General features: G+C 73.9%; 6 protein-coding genes. 4 read left to right on the top strand and 2 right to left on the bottom strand.

The genetic code is table 11. The features are described from left to right. On the bottom strand, positions 1–762 hold a 762-nt coding region (locus tag H5J30_RS19135), incomplete at its 3' end, for an MHYT domain-containing protein (RefSeq protein WP_181788636.1). Between the two features lie 240 nt (positions 763–1002). On the opposite strand from H5J30_RS19135, the gene H5J30_RS19130 reads away from it, so the two are divergent. Together H5J30_RS19130 and H5J30_RS19125 are read left to right on the top strand one after the other, a co-directional pair. Next, positions 1003–1554 (top strand): methylated-DNA--[protein]-cysteine S-methyltransferase, encoded by a 552-nt coding sequence (locus H5J30_RS19130; RefSeq protein ID WP_181788635.1) that lies wholly within the window; start codon positions 1003–1005, stop codon positions 1552–1554. 20 nt (positions 1555–1574) lie between these two features. Next, positions 1575–2117: a DUF1697 domain-containing protein gene (locus H5J30_RS19125; protein WP_181788634.1), complete on the top strand. Its 543-nt coding sequence runs from the start codon at positions 1575–1577 to the stop codon at positions 2115–2117. Between the two features lie 44 nt (positions 2118–2161). Here the strand turns inward: H5J30_RS19125 and H5J30_RS19120 are convergent, their stop codons facing one another. Further along, positions 2162–2731 carry an HAD domain-containing protein gene (locus tag H5J30_RS19120; RefSeq protein ID WP_181788633.1) on the bottom strand — a complete coding sequence of 190 codons (570 nt, stop codon included), beginning with the start codon at positions 2729–2731 and terminating at the stop codon, positions 2162–2164. 130 nt (positions 2732–2861) lie between these two features. On the opposite strand from H5J30_RS19120, the gene H5J30_RS19115 reads away from it, so the two are divergent. Together H5J30_RS19115 and H5J30_RS19110 are read left to right on the top strand one after the other, a co-directional pair. Beyond that, positions 2862–3344 (top strand): hypothetical protein, encoded by a 483-nt coding sequence (locus H5J30_RS19115; protein WP_181788632.1) that lies wholly within the window; start codon positions 2862–2864, stop codon positions 3342–3344. A 40-nt stretch (positions 3345–3384) separates the two neighbouring features. Further along, positions 3385–4284: a pseudouridine-5'-phosphate glycosidase gene (locus tag H5J30_RS19110; protein WP_181788631.1), complete on the top strand. Its 900-nt coding sequence runs from the start codon at positions 3385–3387 to the stop codon at positions 4282–4284. Positions 4285–4395 lie beyond the last annotated feature (111 nt).

Here is a 4395-nt window from a genome sequence, read left to right as displayed (position 1 = left end):
CCCGCCGGCGACGCCCCCGTCGCCCGCGGACACCCGCCACTCGTCCTCCAGCGGGTCCATGCCGACGAACAGCCCGACGAACACCAGGAGCAGCACGGGCCCGATCAGGATCGGGGCCAGGATCTCCGCCGGGCTCTTGCCCTCCGCCGCCGCGTTGGTGGCGTGCGCCTGCACCTCCAGGGCCGCCATGCCCGTGTAGTGCATCCCGGAGACGGCCACGCCCATGATCAGCGCGGCGCCCACCGCGACGCCGAACCTCTTCACGGTCATCGACAGCCACAGCGCGGCGGTGGCCGCGACCACGGCGATGAGCACGGACAGCGCCACGACGGTGCCGTCGTAGACGAGCCGCCCGCGGTCCATCTTCATCCCCGCCATGCCCAGGTAGTGCATGGCCGCGACGCCGAGCCCGGTGACGACGCCGCCGGTGGTGAGGGCGAACGCGGTGCGGCCGAGGTAGCCGACGATGAAGACGCCGATGCCGACGACGAGGATGGCGACGCCGAGACTCGCCAGCGTGAGGGGCACGCTGTAACTGATGTGGACGGAGTCGGCGGTGAAGCCCATCATCGCGATGAAGTGCATGGTGAAGATGCCCGTGCCGATGGCGACCGCGCCGAGCAGCAGCCAGCCCGCCCGCCGCGCGGGCTCGACGGTCAGCGCGCGCATGGTGCAGCGCAGCCCCAGGGCACTGCCGACCGCGGCCATGATGAAGGCGGTGAGGGGGGTGAGCAGGCCATACGTGAACCCGTCGACGGGCACGGGGGCAGCGAGCACGGAGGGACTCCCGGGTCTACTCATGTGTGTCTACAGCTGTGTCGACAGATGTACAGGGCAACCAGAGGGAATCGTAGGTCTGTGCGAGTCGCGGTCGACATGCTTCCGCCGCCCGCGGGGCAGCCGATACGCAATCGGTACGCGGCCGGTCCGTCCCGCCGGACGCGAACCGCGGGCGGAGCGCGGGCGGCGGTGACTGTCAGTGCCGTGTCCTACGCTCGCAGCATGAACGCCACGGATGCCATCGCGCCCCGGACGGGCCGCCGGGTGGTCGACTCGCCGATCGGTCCGCTGCTGCTCGCCGCCACGGACCGGGGGCTGGTCAAGGTCGGGTTCCACGCCAAGCCGGACGCCGCGGGCGCGGACGCCGCGGGCGCGGACGCGGGGGCGAGGGCGGAGGAGCCGGCCGGCTCCGCGGGGCACATAGCGGCGGCCGAGGAGCAGTTGCGGGCGTATTTCTCGGGCGGGCTGAAGGAGTTCCGGCTGGAGCTGGACTGGTCGCTGTCCGACGGCTTCAACCGCCGGGTGCTGGAGGAGCTGGCGGCCCGGGTGCCGTTCGGCTCGGTGGTCAGCTACCAGTTCCTCGCCGACCGCGTCGGGGAGCCGGGCGCCGCGCAGGCGGTCGGCCGGGCCATGGCGTCGAACCCGCTGCCGATCGTGGTGCCCTGCCACCGCGTGATCGAGAGCACCGGCGGCCTGGGCGGCTTCGGCGGCGGCCTCGACACGAAGCGGAGCCTGCTGGCGCTGGAGGGCGTGCTGCCGGAGCCGCTGTTCTGATGGCAAGGGAGGCGCCGGGCGTGAGCAAGCAGATCGCCCTGCTGCGCGGCATCAACGTCGGCGGCAAGAACAAGATCCCCATGGCCGGGCTGCGCAAGGCGCTGACCGACCACGGCTTCGGCGGCGTCGCCACGTACGTCGCCAGCGGGAACGTCGTCTTCGACGACCCCGGCACGCCGCCGGCGGAGACGGCCGCGGCCGTCGAGGCGGTCGTGGAGCAGGAGTTCGGCCTGCGGATACCGGTCGTCGCGCGCACGCGGGACGAGATCGCGGCCGTCGTCGCCGGCAATCCGCTGCCGGAGGGCGCCGCGGAACCGGCCCGCTTCCTGGCCGTGTTCCTGTCCGGGCCGGCGCCGGACGACGCGTGGTTCCGTACCGTCGACCCCGCGTCGTACGCGCCCGACCGGTTCGAGCTGGGCGACCGCGTCGTCTACGTCTGGTGCCCCGGCGGCCTCGGGCGGTCGAAGCTGGCCGGCGACTTCTCCAGCCGCAGGCTGGCGGTGACGGCGACCGCCCGCAACTGGAACACCGTCCTCAAGCTGCTGGAGATGGCGGACGGTTGACGGCGGTCGGTTGATGCCGGCCGCGGCGAACGGGTCCGGCCGGTTCACCCCGGCCGGCTCTGGTCCCGCGCCCGGGCCCATGCCTCCAGCGCCTCGAAGTCCTCCTCCACCAGCCCGCGCGCGGGGTCGATCCGCCGCAGCAGCGCCTCCCCCGCGTGGTGCTCGGCGATCCACGACGTGTCGGCGGAGGTGATCTCGTCGTCCACCCAGGCGAACGTCCGGCCCGCGGTCCAGGCGGCGACGTGGCGCGTCTTCCAGTACAGCCCGTCCGGGTCGTCGGCGGTGAACATCGACGGCCACTCGATGACCGGCAGCGGGGGCAGCCCCAGCACCCGGTCGCCGATGACGGTGTTGGCCTCGTGCATCCACGTGGTCGCCCACACCAGTTCGTACGGCAGCGACAGCAGCCGCTCCCCGTGCGCGGGGCGCAGCCACAGCCGGATGGGTCCTGCGGGCATGCCGGTGACCACGTACTCGCCGTAGCCGGGCGGCTGTACGGGCGCGGCGTAGGGGTTGAGGGGGCCGTCCACGTCGAGCAGGAGCAGCGGACGGGCGGTGGCACCAGGAGCGTCGGGGGCGGCGTCAGGGTCGGCAGCGCGGTCAACGTCGTCCATCCTCCGAAGGTAGAGGCTGACGCCGCCCGCGTATCCCCCCGCGCGCGCCCGCTCCCCCGGTCCGCCCGCCGTGCGCGCGGGGCGGGGCCCGGATGGCGGCCTCGACGGGCACCCCTTTAAGGTCTGGGCCATGGCGATCCCTGAGGTCATCCCGATACGTCACGAGCCCGGCTACCGCACCGAGAACATCGGCCGTTACGACGACGGGCAGTTCCTCGCCTCGATCACCGCCGCGTACCCGCCCGACTACCGCATGGGCCCCGACTGGCTGGAGCACCGCCGCTGGTACGCCGTGCTGCACCGCTTCGACGCCGCGGGCCACCACACCGGCTCCGACATCTGGACCCCGGGCCCCGGCGTGCCCGCGGACGGGCGGCTGGACGCGAAGATGGAGGGTCTGCTCGACGAGTTGCCGGGGCTGTCGTTCGGCGACATCGCGATCAGGCCGTTCGAGGTCTCGGTCGACGGCATCCGCTTCGGGCTGGTCGCCGAGCGGCACGCGGAGCCCGCGCCCGGCGGCGCGGACGCCGGGGAAGGCGAGCCGGACTGGGCCGAGTTGTACCCGGACCGGCTCGGGTTCCACGAGCCGTGGGACGGCCTGTACGACACGTAGGCACTGATCACGGGGCACGGCCGGCACGTACCGTGGGCGCATGCACCTGACTGACGAGGTACGCGCCGCGCTCGCGGACCGGCGACCGGTCGTCGCCCTGGAGTCGACGATCATCGCCCACGGCCTGCCCCGCCCGCGCAACCTGCGGGTGGCGGTGGAGCTGGAGGGCATCGTCCGCGCCACGGGGGCTGTGCCCGCCACGGTCGCCGTCCTCGACGGCACCCCGCATGTCGGGCTCGACGAGGCCCAGTTGGAGCGCGTCGCGTCCGACGACACCGTCCGCAAGCTGACCGTGCGCGATCTCGCGCCGGCCGCCGCCCTCGGCGCGAGCGGCGCGACGACCGTCGCGGCCACGGCGTTCCTCGCTGCCCGCGCCGGCATCGGCGTCTTCGCCACCGGCGGTCTCGGCGGGGTGCACCGGGAGTGGACGCAGTCGCAGGACGAGTCGGCGGACCTGCGGCTGCTGGCGGAGACGCGGATCGCGGTGGTGTGCGCGGGCGTGAAGTCCATCCTGGACGTGCCGGCGACGCTCCAGCGCCTGGAGACGCTGGGCGTGACGGTGCTGGGCTACGGCACCGCGGAGTTCCCGGGGTTCTACCTGCGCACGTCCGGGGAGCCGGTGGAGTGGACGGTCCGTACGCCCGCGGAGGTCGCGGCGGTGCTGCGCGCCCAGCGGGAGCTGGACGTGCCGCCGTCCGCGGTGATCGTGGCCAACCCGGTGCCCACGGGCGAGCAGTTGGACCCGGCGGTGCACGACGCGGTGCTCGCGGACGCCCTGCGCGAGGCGGAGCGGCAGGGGGTGAGCGGGCAGGCGATCACGCCGTTCCTGCTCGGCTATCTCACGGAGCACACGCGGGGCGCGTCGCTGGAGGCGAACCTCGCGGCGGTGCGGGGGAACGTGCGGCTCGCGGCGGAGATCGCGGTGGCGGGCGGGGCATGAAGGGCCCGGGGGCGAGCGGGGGTTCGGGAGCGGACGGCGATACGGGGACACGCGACGGCGCCGGCCGTGCGGTGCTTCTCGTGATCGGCGACGTGGTCACCGACATCGTCG

Origin of the sequence: Streptomyces phytophilus, assembly GCF_013870535.1 — a bacterium.
In the GTDB taxonomy this organism is placed as follows: domain Bacteria; phylum Actinomycetota; class Actinomycetes; order Streptomycetales; family Streptomycetaceae; genus Streptomyces; species Streptomyces phytophilus.
The sequence above is the reverse complement of the archived record's forward strand: the minus strand, read 5'-3'. Positions and strand labels throughout refer to the sequence as shown.